This is a genomic window from Marinilactibacillus sp. 15R (genome assembly GCF_001895285.1).
In the GTDB taxonomy this organism is placed as follows: domain Bacteria; phylum Bacillota; class Bacilli; order Lactobacillales; family Carnobacteriaceae_A; genus Marinilactibacillus; species Marinilactibacillus piezotolerans.
In genome coordinates this window covers 130,470-150,726 of record NZ_CP017761.1, presented here as the reverse complement: position 1 = coordinate 150,726, position 20,257 = coordinate 130,470, and the positions used below count along the sequence as shown (strand labels likewise).

Below are 20,257 nucleotides of genomic sequence, written 5' to 3'. Positions count from 1 at the left end.
CTAAGTTATTTTAGTTTAAAGGAGAAATATATGAAACTGCATCCGATGTGGGATAATTACCCTCAGGTAGCAACTGAATTGGAACAAGTAAACGGACTAATTGAACAATCAGTCCGCATGAGAAATAAGGAAGTAGAATTTGTATTAAAAGATATGCTTGATTCGGGAGGGAAGATGGTGCGCCCGGCTTATACGCTCCTGTTTTCTACTTTTGGAGCTGATCATAATCCCAAACGCGCTCAGGCATTAGCTGCATCCATTGAAGTGCTGCACACGGCGACCCTGATTCATGATGATATTATCGATGATGCATCACAAAGAAGAGGGAAAGTTTCTTTACAATCTAGATATGGAAAAAGTGCAGCGGTCTATGCTGGAGATTATTTATTCACAGTTTCATTTCGTTTAAGTGCACAATATGCTAATACGGTTAATCAGTTTGAAGTAAATACTCGGGGAATGGAACGAATACTGATGGGCGAATTAGATCAGATGAATTTGTATTATAAGCAAGATATGACCATTCGTCAGTATCTAACACAAATTTCTGGTAAAACAGCGCAGTTATTTGCATTGGCCTGTTATACTGGAGCGTTAGAGGGGGGCCAATCTGAAAAAGAGTCAAGAAATGCTTATTATATTGGAAGCCACATTGGTATGGCGTTTCAGTTATTAGACGATATTTTAGACTATACACAAAGTGCAGAAGACTTCGGAAAACCGGTTTTAGAAGATGTAAGGCAAGGAATCTATACCGCTCCCCTTATTTTTGCTATGCGTAAAAATCGTTCTAAGTTTGAGCCTTTGCTATCGAAACAAGATCAAATGACAGATGAAGATATTAGAACAATTAAACAGTGGGTCCTTGAATTTGAAGGGGTAAAAGAAGCCAGACAAATAGCGCAGAAATATACCGAAAAAGCTATAAAACGAATAAAAAAATTACCAGATACACCAGAGAAAAAGGTCATTGAGAAACTAACACTGCAGTTGCTTCAACGTAATTTTTAGAATAAGGTGCTGAATATGACAAAAAGCCAAAAAATGATCTATATCGCTTTACTCGCTGCTCAGGCAGTTGTCTTGAGCTTGGTGGAAAGAATGATACCGTCACCTTTTGCTTTTGCGCCAGGAGCCAAGCTCGGAATTGGAAACCTCATTACCATTATTGCCATTTATACTTTACCATTTAAAGATAGCTTTACTGTAGTTTGGATGAGATTGCTCATGACAACATTGCTTGGCGGAACGTTATCGACGTTTCTTTACAGTTGTGTCGGAGCACTTTTAAGCTATATAGGAATGCTAGTGATTAAGTTACTAGGATCAAATAAAGTAAGTGTTATAGGTGTGAGTGCAACAGGAGGTATCTTGCACAATCTTGGGCAATTAATTGTAGCAAGTACGATTGCCCAATCTTGGACAGTTCTCTTATATCTACCGATACTATCCTTTATGGGCATACTTGCTGGTGTAGCAAATGGTATTATTGCAAATTATATGATGGCACATATCAATACTTTAAAATTCTTCCGAAAGAGCCAATTAAAAGATAAGACATCTCGCTAAAATAAATTAAAAGATAAGAAAAGCCAGACATTCTATTAAACGGACAGGATGTCTGGCTTTTTTATAAATATTTTCCAAAAACTGACTGGGATTTATATGAAGCGATAATTAAATTAATCCAGCTAGATAAAAAAAGAATTTTTACTATATATAATAATAAATAAAGCAAGTGCTGATTTTCAGCACTTGCTTTATAAGTTTAAGATTAATTATCAAAAGATAAATCGGGACATCTTTCAAGAACTTCGCTTAAGTGAGTACGTATAGTATTAGCAGAATGTTTCATTTTTTCTTTCTCAGAATCATTTAAAGGAATTTCGATGATTTTCTTAAGTCCATTACGATTAATAATAGCTGTTGTTCCTAAATAGATTTCTTCTTCTCCGTATTGACCTTCTAAATATACTGATAATGGTAATACAGCATGTTCATTATTCAAAATTGCTTTAGTGATTCGAGCTAAAGCAACTCCGATTCCATAGAAAGTTGCGCCTTTTTTCTCAATGATCGTGTAGGCAGCATCTCTAACAGAAAAGAAAATTTCCACAAGAGCTTGTTCATCTGTATTAGGATTATTTTCTACCCATTCATTAATTTGTAAACCAGCAACGTTAGCATGAGACCAAACTGGGAATTCAGTATCACCATGTTCACCAATAATATAACCATGAACATTTCGCACATCTACATCAAGTAAATTAGCTACAGCTTGACGGAAACGGGCGCTATCTAAAGAAGTACCTGTACCGATTACTTGTTCTGCAGGAAGACCAGACCATTTGTAAACTGCATAAGATAAGATATCTACTGGATTAGCTGCAACAAGGAAAATACCGTTAAAGCCACTTGCCATTACACTCTCTACTACGCTTTTTGTAATACGCAGATTTTTTTCAGTCAAATCTAAACGAGATTCACCAGGTTTTTGGCTAGCTCCTGCTGTATAAACAATTAAATCAGCATCTCCACAATCAGCGTAATCTGCAACATAAAGTTTCATTGGAGCAGTAAAAGCTAACGCACTACTTAAATCCATTACATCGCCTTCAGCTTTTTCGCGGTTAACATCAATGATCCCTAATTCTTGTCCGATGTTCTGATTTATCAGAGAATAAGCATAACTTGATCCGACGGCACCGTCTCCAATTAATATGATTTTTTGTTGATCTTTTGAAGTTTTCAAAATAGGACACTCCCTTTTAAATTATAAGTTCATTATATCACACATTTCCTATGAAAAACTATGAATTAAGGTAGGAATTATGATTAAAATTTTGTTAATTAAAATATAGAGAATATTTCTTTACATGTTATTTGATAAATCGTTAGATGGTTATCATAAAATGATATTGACTATAATTAAATAAAGTGGCAGAATTGTATTAAGTTATTTATTAATGAAATAATCAATTAGTTAATTAAGCCAATTTCAAGTAATGATTGCGTTTACGCAAGAAAGCACTTGATGAAATTATACAAAAAACTATATTGTAGTTATAATTTAATTATTTTCATTATTATATTAAGGGATGGGATGAGTATTTGAAGACAATTATGGGAGAAAGTTTATTTGAATTAAAAACTGTTTCACAACCGGTAGTGTTTCAAGATAATGTATTTTTTGTTGAAACAATTATGGATAAAGAAGAAAATGAGTATCGCACTTCTATCTATAGTGTAGATCAAAATACAAAGGAGCGAGTTCACTGGGGAGATAGCGGTTCTGCTAATATAGGTATCAGTATTTCTCCAAATGGTAAATGGTTAGCATATGTATCTAATAATACAAAGAATAAAAAGAAACAACTTTTTTTAATTGGTCTAAAAGGTGGTTCAGCTATACAGTTGACTGATGAAAAGCAGGGAATTGCTAGCTATGAATGGACAAGTAATGGATCTGGGATTTATTACCAGACTACTCAAAAAATAGAAGACGAAAAATCAGAAGACAAAAAATCATTACCTGAATCTCGAGTAATTACTAAGCTCCACTATAAAATGGATGGTAGTGGTATTTCTCCAACTGATTTAATATATCAAATCAAAAAAATAGAGGTTGCTACAAAACAAGCACAAATAATTCTTGAAAAAGAGCGTCCTATTGGGTTGAGTTATGTTGCTAAAGATGAAAGCTATCTATTATATACTGACAAATTAAATCCTGAAGATGAATGGGTTTATGGAGGGAGTATTTACAAATATACTTTATCAACAAACATCACAACGATGTTGACTAGCTCTATACCGGATGGAAGTTTTCAGTTCTTAGAAGCAAATGAAACAGAAGATTATTATTTATTAGTTGGAAATGATTTTGAATTTGCTTTTGTTTCGCAATCAAAAATTTATGGATATGATGTAAAGTCCAGCAGACTGAGCTGCCTCACAGAAAATCTGGACGCAGAAGTAGGAGATACTATTATTGGAGATTTCCAGCAGAATGTCTCAGAATTTCCTGTAAAATGGGTCAATAATGAGGAATATTTATTCCCGGTAACTGAACATGGAAAACTACAAGTATACAAAGGGAACAAGAACGGCACATATGAAAAACTAGTGGATGAAAAATTTCATTTAACAGGTGGAGATTTAACTGGTTCAGAAAACATTGTGGCAGTAACGTACTCCACAGCCATTAAGCCAAGTGAAGTGGGGCTGCTTGATCTGGGTACTGGAAAAGTTGAAGGACTTTATGATCCGAATGCTGCTTTTGTATCTGAACATACAATTGTCGAACCGGAAATGTTCTGGTATAAAGGAGCGGATGATTGGGATATTCAAGGATGGTATATGTCGCCAGTAAATCAAAAAGAAAAGCATCCAGCGATTTTATATATTCATGGTGGACCGCAAGTGAACTATGGAGAGACGTTCTTCCATGAAATGCAGAAACTATCCGGCCAGGGATACGGAATTATCTTGTTAAACCCACGGGGAGGAAATGGATACGGTCAGGAGTTTGTAGCATCAATTCTGGGTGATTATGGTAATAAAGATTATAAGGATCTTATGATTGGGACGGATTATGTGTTGGAACAGCATCCGGAAATCGATAAGAATGCATTATATGTAGCGGGAGGCAGCTATGGTGGCTTTATGACTAACTGGATTGTTGGGCATACAAATCGTTTCAAAGCAGCTGTCACACAACGTTGTATTTCCAACTGGATCAGCTTTTACGGAACCAGTGATATTGGACCGCATTTTGTAGAATTTCAATTACAGCATGACTTGAGCAATATGGAGGAGCTATGGAGAATGTCACCGCTCGCATATGCTCAAAAAGTTGAGACTCCGCTGCTTATTATTCATGGAGAAGAAGACCTTCGTTGCCCTCAGGAACAGGCTGAACAGATGTATATTGCAATGAAGAAAAAGGGAGTAGAAACGAAACTGATTACTTTTCCTAAATCTAGTCATGGATTATCCAGAATGGGCTTACCTAATTTACGACTTGAACGAATGAGCGCTATTTCAGACTGGTTTGAACAGCATTAAATAGAAAGTTTTAAAGAAGACAGACTTTATTTTAAATATAAAATCTGTCTTCTTTTGATTTATATCAATATAAGAGTAATTAAGTATTGTTAAGATAGCAAAATAAGAAATACTTAAAAATAGTGTTCTCTAAATGAGAATTTGGATAAATTCCCTATAAACCAGCCTATAAACCAGCCTATAAACTTGGGTTTACTTATCTTGTTTGTTATACTCAATCACGGATGAGAAATAAAAAGAAGAATAAAAACTTAGGAGTGGAATTTTGAAGCAGGATCTAGAAAGTCTAAGTCCTTTTGAATTGAATTTATATTTGGAAAATCGTATGCAGAATACCCCTAATACGAAAGAATTTTTAAATGCGGGTAGAGGGAATCCGAACTGGACAGCCCCGATTCCAAGAGAAGCTTTTTTCTTATTAGGAGAATTTGCTACGAAAGAAACGATGATCAATGAAAGTAGTCAGATCGGTGGAATGATTAAAGAACAAAAGGAACAAGCAAAACGTTTTGAACATTTTTTATCAGAAAAAGAGTCAAGAGGAGCAATATTACTACGTGATATCTGGGAGAGTGGAACTCATTTAATGGGAATGCCTAGAAATCATTGGCTGAAAAATATGCTCGATTATGTGATAGGAGATAATTACCCTCATCCGGAAAGAGTTTTGAAACCTTGTCAAGAGCCGATCAAACAGTACTTGCACCATGAATTGTTTGATGCTAAGAGTTCGCCTTTTGATGTTTTTGCAGTAGAAGGTGGCACAGCGGGGATTGTGTATACTTTTAATTCACTCTTCAATAATGCTTTATTGGAAAAGGGCGATACTATTGCACTGTTAATCCCTACATTTGCACCGTATATGGAAATCCCTGAGTTGCCGGAATATGGATTTAATGTTGAGTATATTTGTTCTGAATTAATGGATATTAACGGACATACTAGTTATCAATTTTCTAAAAAAGAATTGGATCGTTTACGTGACCCAAATATTAAAGCAGTATTTGTTGTAAATCCAAGTAATCCTACAGCCAATGCAATTTACGGGGACTCAATTTCACAGCTGGAGGATATCGTAAAGAATGATAATCCTGAATTGATGATTTTATCTGATGATGTATATGGAACATTTTTAAATCAATTTACCTCTTTATTTACCGTTTTACCTTATAACACTGCTTGCATCTATTCTTATTCTAAATATTTTGGTGCAACAGGATGGAGAATTGGGACGATTGCGGTTGCAAAAGAAAATGTTTTTGATAAAAGATTAAAAGCATTACCTGAACATAAAAAATCGCAATTAAACCGTAGATACGAAACATTGACTTCAGAGCCAGAAGAGATAAAGTTCATTGATCGTCTAGTAGCGGATAGTCGTTCAGTTGCACTGAATCATGCAGCAGGACTTTCTTCTCCGCAGCAAGTAATGATGACCTTGTTCAGTCTGTATGCTTTGTTGGATAGAGAAAACATCTATAAAAGAGAAGTTATCAATATCTGTCAGGAACGAGGGAAACTCCTTTATGCATCACTTGGGATGACTATGCCGCTTAAAGAATTAAATACAGCATATTATTGTGAAATCGACTTCGAATGGTGGCTGAAAAAAAAATATGAAACAGAATTTGTCGAGTATGTTGAAAGTCATTGGACAATGACTGACCTAGTAGCTCGATTAGTAGAAGAAGAGCAATTGATGCTGTTGAAGTCTGAAGCGTTTGGTTCAAGCAAATGGACAGTAAGAGTATCATTAGCTAACTTACCGACTGAAACTTATGCTGAAGTTGGGAAACGCATTACTAGTATGGTGGAACGAATGTATCAATCATGGAGATAAAAATATGTGAATAATAAAGACGTGTGCTGGCTATTGTTTGTGTCTGGTACACGTTTTCTAAATTTTTGATTGATATAAAAATGATTGTGAACCATAATTAATTTTGTATATACAGAAATATGTATAATAAAAAAATCATTTATGGATATGGAATTTTAAAAAAGAAAAATTGTATAAGCTAGTATAAATAAAATTTTTTCTGATAGAACTATATAAAGTACCCGAAGGACTGAAAATTTGAACATATTAAGAGATCAAGAAATAGTAATTAGAAACATAAAAGAAACAGATTTAAAAATATTGTGGACGCTTATCTATAAAGAAGAAAATCCCGAATGGAAGCTATGGGATGCGCCGTACTATGAACACCACACAAAATCTTTTAATGAATTTCTAGATGAAAAAGATAAGTGGATCGATAGTAATCAAATGAAAATTATCGAAGTTAATGAGCGAATTATAGGGACAGTTAGTTACTACTGGGAACATGAACCATCGAAATGGCTCGAAATGGGCATAATTGTATATAAAAAACTTGATAGAGAAAAAGGATATGGAACACGTATATTGAAGCTGTGGATTCAATATCTATTTGACACATTAGGTTTAGTCCGAGTAGGGTATACTACATGGTCGGGGAATTATCGGATGATTCGTATAGGTGAAAAATTAGGTATGACAATGGAAGGCCGTTTAAGAAAGGTACGTTATTGGAAAGAAATATATTATGATTCTATTCGTATGGGAATATTGAGAGAAGAATGGAATGATATAAATAAATAATTATGCAATAAGTCTTCTGTAAAATGAGTGTTTACTCTTTTTTAGAAGATTTTTTATTTTCATAAAATAAGCCTATTATTAATTGAATCAAAAAATATAAAATATAGAAATTAATTTAAATTTTTTATATTTTTAAAATGTTGTTATACCAAGTATGTAATGGATTACATATGGGAAACATCGATTTTAAAGAAAAGAAAACGCTTACTTAAATCCGATGTAAGAAATATAACATAAACATGAAAGAGGTTACAATGATTTTTATCCGTTCAGTTGTGACCAGATTCGAAAAATTCACAATTAGATTTATCAAGTAAAACATCTTTAATAGGATGATTTATCAAACATTTAAAAAGGAGGGGAATCTCGGGTGTTATTACATAATTATGCAAGCGCTTAATTGTGTGGATCGGTATTGCCATAATCAGAATATATATAAAGGAAAGAAGGTATTGTATATGGAAAAAGCTTTAAATAAATTATCAGATATACTATCGCCGATAGCTTTTAAACTGGATGCCAACAGATATTTATCAGCAGTCAAGGCAGGATTCTTTGGTGCTATGTCATTACTTATCATTGGATCAGTCTTTTTACTTTTCGCTAATATACCAATAAATGGATATCCTGAATTTATGGAAGGGATTTTAGGATCAGATTGGAATAGCTATTTCATGGTACCTTATAATATGACTATGGAAATTATGACACCATTTGTTATGGTTGGAGTAGCAAAATCGCTGGCAAATTATTATAAAGTGGATGATATTGGAGCGATCTTATTAGCATTAGTTTCATTCTTTATTTTAACTCCATCAATTGCAACAGCAGATGGCGCAACTGGTATTCCAACACTGAACTTAAGTGCAAGCGGACTATTCGTCGGTATGATAGCAGCAGTTCTTTCTACTGAAGTATACCGTTGGGTTATTCAAAAAGGCTGGGTTATCAAACTACCTGATTCTGTGCCTTCCAATGTAGCTAGATCTTTTTCAGCACTTGTTCCTGGTCTTATTGTAATTATTTTATTCAATTTTGTTCGTATCGCATTTAGTTTTACGCCTTATGAAACAGCGCATGCATTTATTTTTGAAATCTTACAAACACCACTATTAGCATTGGCACGTACATTACCTACAACATTTATTATCTTTATATTTGAAGGATTATTATGGTCATTTGGTATTCATGGTTCCAATATTATTGGAGCAGTTATGAATCCAATCTGGTTAAACCTGACAGCTGAGAATGCTGCAGCATTTAAAATAGGTGCAGAGTTGCCGAATATTATCAATGCACAATTCTATGGTAACTTTGTAAAAATTGGAGGAGCTGGTGCGACGCTGGGGTTAGCTTTATGTGTAATAATGTTTGCTAAATCACAACAATATAAAACATTAGGAAAACTCGCAATTGTCCCAGGGTTATTTAATATTAATGAACCGCTAATTTTCGGACTCCCAATTGTATTGAATCCAGTACTGATTATTCCTTTCCTGATAATGCCGTTACTGATGGCTGGAATGACTTATGCAGCAATGGCTTGGGATTTGGTTCCACTTACTAACGGGGCCAATATCCCTTGGACAACGCCTCCAATTATTTCGGGTTTCTTGTTAAGTGGATGGCGAGGAGCTGTACTACAAGTATTCCAAATTGGGGTTAGTGCAGCAGTCTATTATCCATTCTTTAGAATTGTAGACCAAAAAGCTTATAAATTAGAAAAAGAAGGTACAGAAGGAATTGAGCAAGTAGAAGATGGTGCTGTACAAGCAACTCAACCTACTGAAGCTTAATCAAAAGAATAAATGTTTTACGTATATAAAAATAGGAACTAAGCATTAGCTTAGTTCCTGTTTTTTTAGAGATTATTACTTATAGAAGAAACAGGAAAAGATTTTTCGAAACTGGAATTTATTATTAAAGGTTTGGGTTGGCACTCAGTAAAAAAGATGCAATGATTTTCAGCATAGCTTGAATAAATATTTCTTTTTTATGTCTAAATCCTAAATGATTTATAAGAAGCAGGCAGCTAGCTATCTTTGCTATATTTTCTTTGTGTACTGGGTGAAATTATAAGGTGGAGTGATTGCCGATTTTTACTTTTTTAATAGTGTCATTTGTCAAATTAAACTAGAAAATATTTATACTCCTTCATGTTCCCTTTATGAATAAATGCAAGTATAAGGAAAGTCATTTCTGTCGGTCGGCGTAAACGTTAAAACACGGCGTGTCAGTGACGGAAAGAGTGCTCTTCTCTTGTAGTCGCTGACTCGCTGTGTTAGATTACACAGCTGACGGACAAAATGTTCTTTCCGCCCATTTCTGGAGGGAGGCAAGAGAAATAGCTTGTCCCAAATTATTGTGAATTTCTTCTACGAATACTTGCATGGGTGTCTTGAACCCGAGAGACCGTCTTGGAATTCGATTCCTCTCATCAGACATGGATTGAATAAATGTTTCACTTATCTTGTTAAAATCCATTTCTTTGGGCAGTCCGTTCCTTCGAAGAATACCATTTGAATTTTCATTCAATGGCCGTTGTGAAGGAGTTCCAGGGTCACAAAAATAGATATCAATATCGTTCGCGTTAGAAATATCTTTCCAGTTTGAAAACTCTTTTCCACAATCAAAGGTGAGTGATTTAAAGAAATGTGCCGGTAAATGATTGAGCCAGTCAGTGATGACCATTCCTACATCTTTGGCTTTGCGACTCGCCGGTTTGAATGTGAAAATCATCTTAGACAAGGGCTCTGCAAAAGTAACGACTGCACTTTTGTGCTTCAATCCAACGATCGTGTCGCCTTCAAGATGACCGAATTCTTTCTCTACATTAGGGTGGTCAATTTTTCGTTGAGCAATATTCCGAGTGAAGGCTTGTTTTCCGCGTTTCTCCTTGTGCCCATTAGGTTTGCGTTTTCCTTTCATTGGAAGAAGGTGTTTATCAAACATCCCTTCTCTTGCCCGGCGATAAAGAGTAGTAGCCCCCATAGAAAAAGCAAGAAAGGTACTATCTGCTTTATGGTGATTGGCGATCATATCAAGTGACCACTTTTGACGAAGCAGATGTTCGACATGACCGTCTTCTTCAACAGAAAGTTTTAAACGTTTACGACCACAACGCGATTGTTTTGTCTTTCTCTGTTCCCAGAATTCTTTTGAATTTTTCCCAGTCTTAAAGAAATTGATCACATCATAAACCGGCTGTTTTTTGCCCATGATCTCAATAATTCTAGAAGTCGTTACATCTGCCAAATAATATTTTTCTATGAGGATGATATCATCCATGGTAAACTGTTTGTGAGCCATACGTGTTCCTTCTTCCTTGTAGATTTGGTGGTACAAACTACTTTAAGGGAACACGTGTGGTTTTTCAAATATCTTTTTCTAGTTTAATTATAAAATTCGCGTAGTATTTAAAATTCCATCAATTCCCATGAAATCGTATCTCCATCTTCAAGAATGAATTCTTCTGCTGGCTCAGTTACCATTTCATCATTAGCCTCAAAGACCCAAAACTCATTATTGTCAACACTTTGTTCAATGCCTTCAATAGCTTCAACAAAACCATCACCCGAAACTGTAAGCTCATAATTTTCTTCCATAGCATCCATCAAGGTCGTGTCCGCCGAAACAGATAGCGAGTCATTTGCCAATTCTTCTTCGTTCGCATAAATTTGGACTGTTACTTCAGTGGCTTTTTCAGAATTAGAATTTGGGACGTTGTTTCGCCCTATAATCCATAAAATAAATGCAAGAGCTATGAGTGCTGTTGCAGTAGACAGTAAGATAGTTGTTTTCTTTTTCATAAAAATACTCCTTTATTTTTCAACACATATTTAAATTGATTTTGAATCAGAACGATTAAATATGTGTATTACTATTTGGATATAAAAGTGCAGAGAAACTAATATTTCCCTTAGCATATATAAAATTTACAAGCAGTCCTGATAAATAGCACAGAATAAAAATATTCCAAACGAAGAACGGAGTCTAAACAAGATAAACCACTAGTCCATATAATAGATCTAAGAATCTAGCATAAATTTACAAGACAAAAGTGCGAATACAATTCAAGTTTTATTTTCTCTATCCTTCTTACCCTGCTGCTTTTTTATCTGATTGGACAAACGCCTGATGAGCAAGCTTCCATATTATCCAAATCAGCATTTGTTTCATTACGCTCAAACTGATGGAGCAGGGTTGTATCAAAAGGTTTCATAGATGATTTGAGCTGTTCGTATTCTTTCTCTGTACAGGCTTCATAAGGAGCCAAAGTATAAGTTCCGCCGTCGTGGCTTAGGAATGAGACGCCGACAAATTTATCCCAGCCATCCCAAACACGCTTTTCTGCCTGAGCCCATTCACCGGGTTTAACGTCAATTGTATTGGAGGCATTGTGCTCCACGTATTCTTTCTGGAATCGGAAGTAGGTATCAAACTGTTCGTCGACCGTCGTATCTTCTTTTGTACGCTTTGAGCCACTAGCGATAGGGAAATCTATTACTACAGTTCTTGCTTGCGCAATAACATGCTCTTTAGCCAATTCGTTTTGATCATAAATATTTGCTGTACCGATTTCTGCATGAATTTTCCAACCAAGTTCTTTAGCGACTTTAACAAGTGGGTCAGTAGCGGTGATGCGGATACGACGGATATAATACGGACTGTGGCTCATATGAACACCAGGAGAGACGCCACCAGCAACTTGTGATAACGTTCCTTCAGGTTTAACAGTTGTCGCTAGTAAGGGAGCATTGACACGCAAAGCTTTGGCGTATTCATCTGCTGCATTTCGAGAAGCATCACGCAGAATGTTCATCCATTTGACTTCGTCTTCTTCAGTAGCGTTAACGAGCGCAAGCGCATCTTTCCAGCCAGTTACAGATGTACCGATGAGTCGATCACGTTGTTGTATGTCATTCCATGAATCGATTTCCAAAGGAGTTAAAGTCATACGCAGGCCAATGCGAGCAGAGAGCTCTTGAGCGCGCTTTAAATTGTCCAAGTCGAGACGGTAGGTTCCGTCTTCATTTTCTTGTACAAAAGCTTTGACATTGATTGTGGTCAAGTTACATACCCCTTTAGAATCCAAAATGATTTCGCCGCAAGGATTGACGCCTTCAGCATTAGGGCGACGACGACGAGCTTCTTCCATATTGAAGAAACCTGGCTCTCCTTCGAGCTGCATCATTTCAAATACAAGATGTAAGAAGTCCCGAGATGGTTTTTTCTCAAAAGCAATGGAGTTGTTACTCATGCGACGGTGATCCAAACCTTCACGACGATCGCCCACTGCTTTCAAGTTATCGAACCAACGAGGCTTGATTTTTGCTTTTTCCAAGAGATTGCCAATGTTTTTATGGTGTTCCAGTTGCTCTTCAGTCCAGATACCGTTTATACCATATTTAGCAAACATAGATTCATGATCATCTGCATCAAACAAGAATATTTCTGCTGTTCTTCTCACTCCGCCAACAACAACATTTGCGCCGATCAAATTACCGATGTCTAAAATATGGACCGGACGAACCTTGCCGTAGCCTTTGTCGTCAATTTCAATTGGATCTAGATACGGATCAATTTCATTTTTAAGTACTTTATTAATGCCTTCAAACATTTCTTTCAGCGGTGCAGGTCCTGATGCTGTTCCACCAAACGTCTTTAAGCGCTCACCTTCAGGTCGCACACTGTTATAGCTGATTTTAACTGTATGAATATCTTCGTTTTCTTTTTTTATTAGTAAATCTAGATACTGAGTAAGAGATTCAACCCATCCTTCCTTGGAATCTCCAACGTAAATTTTTGCATAGCCATTTTCCATTTTTACTGTTTGTGTATGTTCTAAGCGTTCCTCTACGGGGACAGGTCGGTACTCAGAATGTAAGAGGGAGGTGTTAGTGCGAATTGGATCCATCTTTTGGGCCATTTTCTTGCGTGACTTAAATCCTACGCCGGTTCCTACGAGTAAGAGATAGAAGAGTTCACCTAAATCTTCCCATTTTTCAATAGATAAGAAAGAGCAGTTAAAATTACCTAAAGCAAAATTTTCATTTACTTTTTCATTGGCATTCCCAAGCCACAAGGTTCTGCCTGAAGGGAATTGTTTCGTATTATAGATTGATTCAAAAAGCTCTTTTGCTTCTTTGCGCATTGATTCAAGATCAGTAGAATACCCAATTTTTTTTAAATGCTTATATTCAAGTGCCATATTGTATTCGATAGCGCGTTTTGCTGTTTCATGCCAATATTCTCTGCGACCTTTATCTTCGAGCCACCTTGAGTAGGTACGGCTGTAAACAAATTCTCCAAGTTCATTAAGCGGATTAGAATGTTGCGCTACGTATTCTTCTACGTAAGATGTGGGTAAAAATTCCATTATATAGCTTCCTTTCATTTTGTTTTTGACACTATATATAGTATCAAATAATTACTCAGTACACAATATATGCTATTTTATTAAATTTTTGTAATAATAAAGATTTCCCATTGACATCGCTTGACAGCGAAGGAAGAATTATATTTTATAATAGTAGGTTCTGTAAATAATTATATGAACAATTTTTTTATTAAGAACAAATGAAAAGAACCGAGAAGCATTATAAAATGCACTCTCGGTTCTTTTTAATTTTTTTGTTCTATCTAGATTGATGATTATTCAACGGTTACTGATTTTGCCAAATTACGAGGTTTATCAACATCGTTTCCACGGTGCAATGCTGTATAGTAAGCAATCAACTGTGTAGGAATAACGCTGATTAGTGGAGTCAATAGATCATGCACTTTTGGAAGGACATAAGCATCCTCTTGGCGGTCTAAGCCCTCCATAGAAATAATCATACTGTTTGCACCACGAGAAATGACTTCATGGGCGTTACCGCGAGTATGTGGTCCAGAAACTTCATCAGTAATAATTGAAATGACAGGTGTGTTATCTTCAATCAATGCAATCGTTCCATGTTTTAATTCTCCTGATGCCCAACCTTCAGCTTGAACATAAGAAACCTCTTTGAGTTTCAAAGCAGCTTCCATTACTACATAGTAGTCGATTCCTCGACCAATATAAAACGCATTCTTACTAGTGCTCAAGTGAGTAACAGACAAATGTTCGAAAACTTCATGATCGTCAATGACTGTTTCAATAGCATTTGCGATGATTCCTAGTTCATGGGCTACATCTAATGGAGAATCTACACCGTTAAATTTAGCTACACATTCTGCTAGGATAGCAAGAACAGCAATTTGAGCAGTATAGGCTTTAGTAGAAGCAACTGCGATTTCAGGACCAGCGTGTAACAATAAGGTATACTTAGCTTCACGAGACAATGTTGAACCAGGGACATTTGTAAGTGTCAATGAAGGATAACCTGCTTTATTAACTTGAACTAGTACTTGACGGCTGTCTGCTGTTTCTCCTGATTGAGATAGGAAGATAAAGAATGGTTTCTTCGTCAGTAATGGGGTGTTGTACGCAAACTCACTTGCCAAATGAACTTCAGCAGGAGTGCCGGTTATACGTTCAATCAGTTGTTTGCCGACCCAACCAGCGTTATAACTAGTTCCACATGCTACGATATAAACACGGTCACTTTCTTTAACTTCTGCTAGTATATCTTCATTGATTTCTAAGTTGCCATCTTCATTCTGGTATTGTTGAACCAGTTTACGCATGACAGCTGGTTGTTCATCGATTTCTTTGATCATATAGTATGGGTAAGTTCCTTTACCCAGATCATTTGCATCAATATGAGCAGTATAGCTGTCACGTTCAATGGTTTCACCTGCGAGGTCTTCTATCTTGATAGAATCTTTTGTTAAAGTAGCTACTTCTCCATCCATCAACTCTATGAATTGACTTGTTTCGCGAACCATTGCCATTGCATCAGAAGAAATAACATTGAAACCTTCACCAGTACCTAGTAATAGAGGAGATTTGTTTTTAGCAGCATATAAAGTATCAGGATTTTCGTTATCAACTAAAGCTAAAGCATAAGAACCCTTTAAGGTAACGATTGCTTTTTTAAATGCATCAATGGTGTCTAGTTCTTCGGATTCTACAAACCAGGCAATTAATTGAACGATTACTTCTGTGTCTGTAGTGCTATGGAAATGTACATCCGCCAAATAAGCATCTTTTACTTCTTCAAAGTTTTCGATTACACCATTATGTACAATAGTGAAACGACCACTGGTTGATTGATGAGGATGTGCGTTTTCTACACTAGGAATACCATGAGTAGCCCAGCGTGTATGGCCAATACCAGAGAAGGCGCTGATTGAGTTATCTACTTTATCACGTAAAGCAGCAATACGTCCCTTTTCTTTAAATAAATGACCTTGATTAGCTTCATCTGTAATATAGATACCCGCAGAATCATATCCCCGGTATTCTAGTGTATCTAAACCGCTTAATAAAATTTCCTTCACATCTTTATTTCCAATATATCCTACAATTCCACACATATGCTTTCCTACTTTCAATAATTTTTTGAGGTATAGACCAAAACGTAATTGGTATATACTGTTTTTTAAAAATATAATCTTGATGCATGACAATATTATAACCATTTAAGCCTGTTGTCAAACTTTAAACTAATAAGATAATAAAATTGGTATACTTGCTATTTGCAGGCTTGGTTATAGAGAGATTTACTTAACTTTCTTAAGCAAAAGAACCTAGACTTAATAAAATGAAGTCATTAGCAGTTAACTCTTTGATAAATAAAGATTTTTTGCTAACCCTTGTTTAATAGTAAGGTCCATAAAATAAATCTTGTCAATAAATCTTTGACAAAGTCAGTACTAGTATGACTAGTATTAAGTAAGCGTAGCGCTTACAATATGGGCATAAGGTTGAGCAATAAATAAACCAATAATAAAGGAGAGTATAACATGCAAGAAACAAAGAGTAGAGGTGGAAAAGCATTTATTCAACGCTTAGGTTCTTATCTAAGTGGTATGATCATGCCGAATATTGGAGCGCTGATCGCTTGGGGAATTCTTACAGCATTATTTATTCCGGATGGTTTCTTACCCAATGAAAGTCTAGCAACAATGGTAGACCCGATCATTAAATTCTTGATTCCGATATTAATCGCTTATCAAGGCGGGAGTATGGTTCATGGTCAAAGAGGAGCAGTCGTAGGGGTTATCACAGCGATGGGTGTCATTATGGGTGCACCTGATGCACCAATGTTACTGGGTGCAATGGTTGCCGGTCCGCTGGGTGGTTATGCAATTAAACTATTTGATGATTTCTTCTCAGACAAGATTCCAACAGGATTTGAGATGCTCGTCAATAACTTTTCAAGTGGGATTATCGGATTTGGATTATCATTAGCTGCATTTTTTGCAATTGGTCCTGTATTTTTGGGATTAAACAATGCAATGGCAGCTGGAGTAGACTGGATCATTGATGCTAACTTATTACCTTTCGCAAACGTATTTATTGAACCAGCGAAAGTATTGTTCTTGAACAACGCTATCAACCACGGTATCTTCACACCGCTGGGAGCACAGCAGACAACTGAAATGGGTAAATCAATCATTTACCTATTAGAAGCTAACCCTGGACCAGGTCTTGGTATCTTACTTTCATACTTGGTTTTTGGTAAAGGTTCAGCAAAATCTTCATCTGCTGGAGCGATCTTAATTCACTTCATCGGTGGGATCCACGAAATTTATTTCCCATATGTATTGATGAAACCAGCTATGTTCTTAGCAGCAATTGCCGGTGGGGTTACAGGTACATTAACAAACGTATTACTAGATGGCGCGCTTCGTGCACCAGCTTCACCAGGTTCAATACTTGCGATTCTGGCTAATACAGCTTCAGGTTCTTATGTAGGAGTTATCTTGAGTGTTATTTTTGCAGCTACAGCTTCATTCGCAGTCGGAGCACTGATTCTTAAATTAGACAAATCTGATGACGCAGAAGATGCGTTAGAAACAGCCGTTGCACAATCAAGTGCGAATAAAGCACAAGCAAAAGGTCAAGTTTCAGCAAATAATACTGGCGCGGTTGGAGCAGGAGATGCTACAGTGGGTGTTGATGCTGTAGAAAACAATCATGTCAGCAAAATCATCTTTGCCTGCGATGCAGGAATGGGTTCATCAGCGATGGGTGCTTCACTGATGAAGAAAAAAGTGAAAGAAGCTGGGTTGAATATCAGTGTAACCAATTCTTCTATTAAAAACCTGCAAGATGAAGAAGGTTTACTGGTTATTACCCAAAAAGAATTAACAGAAAGAGCAACGCAGTATACACCAAGTGCGGTACATGTTTCTGTAGATAATTTCTTGGGCAGTCCCAAATATGATGAGATCGTTCAAAAAATAAAAAATCAATCTTAATGAATAGGTCTATGTCGTAAAGGCAGAAACTCTAAGAAAACAGTGGAGAAATTCACTGTTTTCTGTGTTTTTTATAAATTAGGGTATGCAAAAATTTGAAACGAACAAAGAAAGTGAAAAGAGGTGAACGACCTGTACATCTCAAATAGAGAAAAAATAATATTAGAGCATTTATTGAATCAGAAAAATGGTGTGACAATCAAGTATCTAGCGAATCGACTAAATGTAAGTACTAGAACAATCTACAGAGAAATTTCCAGTTTAGAAAGCACGCTTGCTCAATACCAATTAAGGCTCCAAAAAGAAGACGATGGATATTTTATTCAAGGTAATCCTAAGTTTATTGAAGAATTGCAGGCGGAAATTTACAATGCCTCAGATGAATTGACTACTAAAAAGAGACAAAGTTTATTGATGATCAACTTATTACTAGAAACTAGCGAAATAAAAATGGAATCCTTGGCTTATGATCTTAAAGTGAGTGTGGGAACGATTCAGCAAGATCTTCAGACAATAGATGAAATATTCAAAGAGTACAATATCCAAATCAAACGTAAAAAAGCCAGAGGAATTAAAGCAAAAGCTTCAGAATCTTCACTTAGGTTAATCGTTAGCGGGTTGATTGCTAGTGAATTGAATGAATATAACTTTTTTAAGTTGTTTGATCATAAAAATCAGCTTCAAAAAAAGGCTATGAATAAAAATAAAAATCCGTTTTTGAATGTACTTGATCCGGATGCTTTAGAAATTGTATTTAAGTTGGTCAAACAATATGAAGAGTTTCAATTTGAAGAAGTAAACGACACCCAGCTTCAAAGTCTGATTCTATTCATAACTTTCTCAATCAAGCGAATCAAAGAAAATCATTTAGTCGCATTAAAAGAAATCAACAAATATACAGATGAATTGAAAGTTCGTGAACACAGCGAATCGATTTCTAGAGAATTATTAAAGGAAATCAGTGAACAATATGGTTTAAATCATATTCCGCTTGAAGAAGTCATTTTCTTAGCGCTGCAGATTGAGGGGCTCAATGTTCCACTTAGAGATGAATTTTCAGATGAATATGACCTTCAACTAAGTTTTCAAGTTAGAGAACTGATTCGTTCTGTTTCTGAGGAGATGCAAGTACAATTTTATCAAGATGAAACGCTGTTCAAAGACCTGTTTGCACATATCTCAGCAGCTATACAACGGAATAAAGCGCCGATGCCAGAAGTGAATAATCCGTTACTTGAAAAAGTCCATAAAGAATATGAAGACTTAAGTCTCACAATAGAAGATAAGCTTTCTAAAGAATTTCCGAATTTTGAATTTCAGTTTAACGAATTGTTATATGTCGTTATTCATTTTGCTTCAGCTTATGAAAGGAATTCCAGTGCACAGCTGCTCAATGTATTGATTATATGTTCAAGTGGAATGGGAACAGCAAAAATATTAGAGAGTAGACTGAGAAAAAATATTCCAGAAGTAACCAATGTGGATGTTTCACGAATTTCTCAGTTACACCAGCTGAGTTATGAAAAATATGACTTGATTCTTTCTACTATATTTCTTCAAGGATTTGAAGAAGAATATAAAGTTGTGACACCTCTGCTGATGGAAGATGAACTCAAAAGTATACGAACCTATATAGACCAAGTTTTGCGTAAAAAAGTTAGAGAATTGAGAAATTCAAATAGAAATATTTTAAGACAAAGTGATAATCATCAAAGCTTTCAAGATTTATATGTAAAAATCGTTTCTGTCAACCGTTTGCTCGAATCATTTGACTTAAAAGTAATGCCACAATATAAATCTTTGAAAGAAACGCTATATCAGATTTGTCTATCACTGCCAAACTCTATACTTGAGGATCCACAAGCAGTAGCTCAAAAACTAGAGAAACGTATGAACACAGCACCAATTGGGATACCAAATACCGGATTAGGGTTGTTTCACTGTATCCATAAGACAATAAAAGAACCGTATTTCAGCGTAGTCGATTTATCGCAGTCTTTTGAGATTGTCAACATGGAGCAGAAAAAAATGAAATTGAATCGAATTTTATTACTTCTAGCACCAGACCCTATGGATACTTCAATACAAGATATGATGGGTACGATTAGTGCCTCTATAGTAGAAAGTGATGCAAACCTGCATCTATTTAATAACGGATCGAAAGAGCAAATTGAATATCATTTAAACCAACTTTTTTTAGAGAAAATGAATTAA

Annotated in this window: 13 protein-coding genes; 8 read left to right on the top strand and 5 right to left on the bottom strand. The window is 35.8% G+C overall.

Translation table 11 applies throughout. From position 1 onward, the window contains the following. Positions 1-30: 30 nt before the first annotated feature. Together BKP56_RS00660 and BKP56_RS00655 are read left to right on the top strand one after the other, a co-directional pair. Positions 31-1,011 carry a polyprenyl synthetase family protein gene (locus BKP56_RS00660; protein WP_072693268.1) on the top strand — a complete coding sequence of 327 codons (981 nt, stop codon included), beginning with the start codon at positions 31-33 and terminating at the stop codon, positions 1,009-1,011. A 15-nt stretch (positions 1,012-1,026) separates the two neighbouring features. After that, on the top strand, positions 1,027-1,569 hold the full coding sequence (locus BKP56_RS00655) for a Gx transporter family protein (RefSeq protein ID WP_072693267.1): 543 nt from the start codon (positions 1,027-1,029) through the stop codon (positions 1,567-1,569). 205 nt (positions 1,570-1,774) lie between these two features. Here BKP56_RS00655 and BKP56_RS00650 read toward each other — a convergent pair whose 3' ends face one another. After that, complete coding sequence (locus tag BKP56_RS00650; protein ID WP_072693266.1) at positions 1,775-2,755, bottom strand: L-lactate dehydrogenase; 981 nt, start codon at positions 2,753-2,755, stop codon at positions 1,775-1,777. 356 nt (positions 2,756-3,111) lie between these two features. Between BKP56_RS00650 and BKP56_RS00645 the strand changes: the two genes are divergently transcribed. The 4 genes from BKP56_RS00645 to celB all read left to right on the top strand — a co-directional run bounded on the left by BKP56_RS00645 (position 3,112) and on the right by celB (position 9,486). Continuing rightward, positions 3,112-5,067 (top strand): S9 family peptidase, encoded by a 1,956-nt coding sequence (locus BKP56_RS00645; RefSeq protein WP_072693264.1) that lies wholly within the window; start codon positions 3,112-3,114, stop codon positions 5,065-5,067. A gap of 325 nt (positions 5,068-5,392) precedes the next feature. Continuing rightward, on the top strand, positions 5,393-6,907 hold the full coding sequence (gene aspD, locus BKP56_RS00640) for an aspartate 4-decarboxylase (protein WP_232226943.1): 1,515 nt from the start codon (positions 5,393-5,395) through the stop codon (positions 6,905-6,907). Between the two features lie 237 nt (positions 6,908-7,144). After that, complete coding sequence (locus BKP56_RS00635) at positions 7,145-7,690, top strand: GNAT family N-acetyltransferase (RefSeq protein WP_198033961.1); 546 nt, start codon at positions 7,145-7,147, stop codon at positions 7,688-7,690. 458 nt (positions 7,691-8,148) lie between these two features. Continuing rightward, entirely contained in the window at positions 8,149-9,486 is a 1,338-nt protein-coding gene (celB, locus tag BKP56_RS00630) for a PTS cellobiose transporter subunit IIC (protein WP_072693260.1), read from the top strand. A 490-nt stretch (positions 9,487-9,976) separates the two neighbouring features. Here celB and BKP56_RS00625 read toward each other — a convergent pair whose 3' ends face one another. The 4 genes from BKP56_RS00625 to glmS form a co-directional block, all read right to left on the bottom strand. Further along, positions 9,977-10,999: an IS30 family transposase gene (locus BKP56_RS00625; protein WP_072693258.1), complete on the bottom strand. Its 1,023-nt coding sequence runs from the start codon at positions 10,997-10,999 to the stop codon at positions 9,977-9,979. Between the two features lie 107 nt (positions 11,000-11,106). Then, the gene (locus BKP56_RS00620; RefSeq protein WP_072693256.1) at positions 11,107-11,499 is read right to left on the bottom strand and encodes a DUF4430 domain-containing protein; all 393 of its coding nucleotides are present in this window, start codon (positions 11,497-11,499) and stop codon (positions 11,107-11,109) included. A 305-nt stretch (positions 11,500-11,804) separates the two neighbouring features. Continuing rightward, complete coding sequence (nrdJ, locus tag BKP56_RS00615) at positions 11,805-14,069, bottom strand: ribonucleoside-triphosphate reductase, adenosylcobalamin-dependent (RefSeq protein WP_198033960.1); 2,265 nt, start codon at positions 14,067-14,069, stop codon at positions 11,805-11,807. 275 nt (positions 14,070-14,344) lie between these two features. Continuing rightward, positions 14,345-16,153, bottom strand: coding sequence for a glutamine--fructose-6-phosphate transaminase (isomerizing) (gene glmS / locus BKP56_RS00610; RefSeq protein WP_072693252.1), 1,809 nt, complete (start codon positions 16,151-16,153; stop codon positions 14,345-14,347). 429 nt (positions 16,154-16,582) lie between these two features. Here glmS and BKP56_RS00605 point away from each other — a divergent pair, with 429 nt between their 5' ends. Together BKP56_RS00605 and BKP56_RS00600 are read left to right on the top strand one after the other, a co-directional pair. Beyond that, complete coding sequence (locus tag BKP56_RS00605; RefSeq protein WP_072693250.1) at positions 16,583-18,043, top strand: PTS mannitol transporter subunit IICB; 1,461 nt, start codon at positions 16,583-16,585, stop codon at positions 18,041-18,043. Between the two features lie 123 nt (positions 18,044-18,166). Next, positions 18,167-20,257 carry a BglG family transcription antiterminator gene (locus tag BKP56_RS00600; RefSeq protein WP_083540421.1) on the top strand — a complete coding sequence of 697 codons (2,091 nt, stop codon included), beginning with the start codon at positions 18,167-18,169 and terminating at the stop codon, positions 20,255-20,257.

Excerpts from the sequence above, each read along its gene's own strand:
- BKP56_RS00660 (WP_072693268.1), top strand. The coding sequence starts at position 31 with ATGAAACTGCATCCGATGTGGGATAATTACCCTCAGGTAGCAACTGAA.
- BKP56_RS00655 (WP_072693267.1), top strand. The coding sequence starts at position 1,027 with ATGACAAAAAGCCAAAAAATGATCTATATCGCTTTACTCGCTGCTCAG.
- aspD (WP_232226943.1), top strand. The coding sequence starts at position 5,393 with ATGCAGAATACCCCTAATACGAAAGAATTTTTAAATGCGGGTAGAGGG.
- celB (WP_072693260.1), top strand. The coding sequence starts at position 8,149 with ATGGAAAAAGCTTTAAATAAATTATCAGATATACTATCGCCGATAGCT.
- BKP56_RS00625 (WP_072693258.1), bottom strand. The coding sequence starts at position 10,999 with ATGGCTCACAAACAGTTTACCATGGATGATATCATCCTCATAGAAAAA.
- BKP56_RS00620 (WP_072693256.1), bottom strand. The coding sequence starts at position 11,499 with ATGAAAAAGAAAACAACTATCTTACTGTCTACTGCAACAGCACTCATA.
- nrdJ (WP_198033960.1), bottom strand. The coding sequence starts at position 14,069 with ATGGAATTTTTACCCACATCTTACGTAGAAGAATACGTAGCGCAACAT.
- glmS (WP_072693252.1), bottom strand. The coding sequence starts at position 16,153 with ATGTGTGGAATTGTAGGATATATTGGAAATAAAGATGTGAAGGAAATT.
- BKP56_RS00605 (WP_072693250.1), top strand. The coding sequence starts at position 16,583 with ATGCAAGAAACAAAGAGTAGAGGTGGAAAAGCATTTATTCAACGCTTA.